Raw genomic sequence first — 404 nt, forward strand, 5'->3', positions numbered from 1 at the left:
CGGGCGTTTCTTTTTGGCAGATGGTGATGCAATGACTTTGTCGTTCCGCCGCCTCAAAGAAATACTTGAGTGTATTAATCGCTACTTTCCAGATAAAGAACGTGTTACTGCTTATTGCTTACCCAGAAATATTAAGAAAAAAACGGTAGAAGAGCTGGCTGAGTTGAGAGCGTTAGGCCTAAGCATGGTATATGTGGGCTGTGAATCCGGTGACGACAAAGTCTTGGAATGTGTGGTTAAGGGTGAGACTTACGAAAGCTCTAAAGACGCCTTACTCAAGTTAAAAGCTGCAGGCATCAAGTCTTCCGTGATGATATTAAATGGCTTGGGTGGCAAGAAGTTTTCAAAGCAACATGCCGTTAACTCTGCCAAGCTTATGAATGAAACACAGCCAGAGTTTGTAT

Annotated in this window: 1 protein-coding gene; it reads left to right on the forward strand. The window is 43.1% G+C overall.

Features of this window, described 5'->3' with window-relative positions:
- A partial coding sequence (locus tag A3766_RS10110; protein WP_156508849.1) for a radical SAM protein occupies positions 1 to 404 on the forward strand: 404 nt, incomplete at both ends.

The organism is Oleiphilus sp. HI0132, assembly GCF_001635845.1.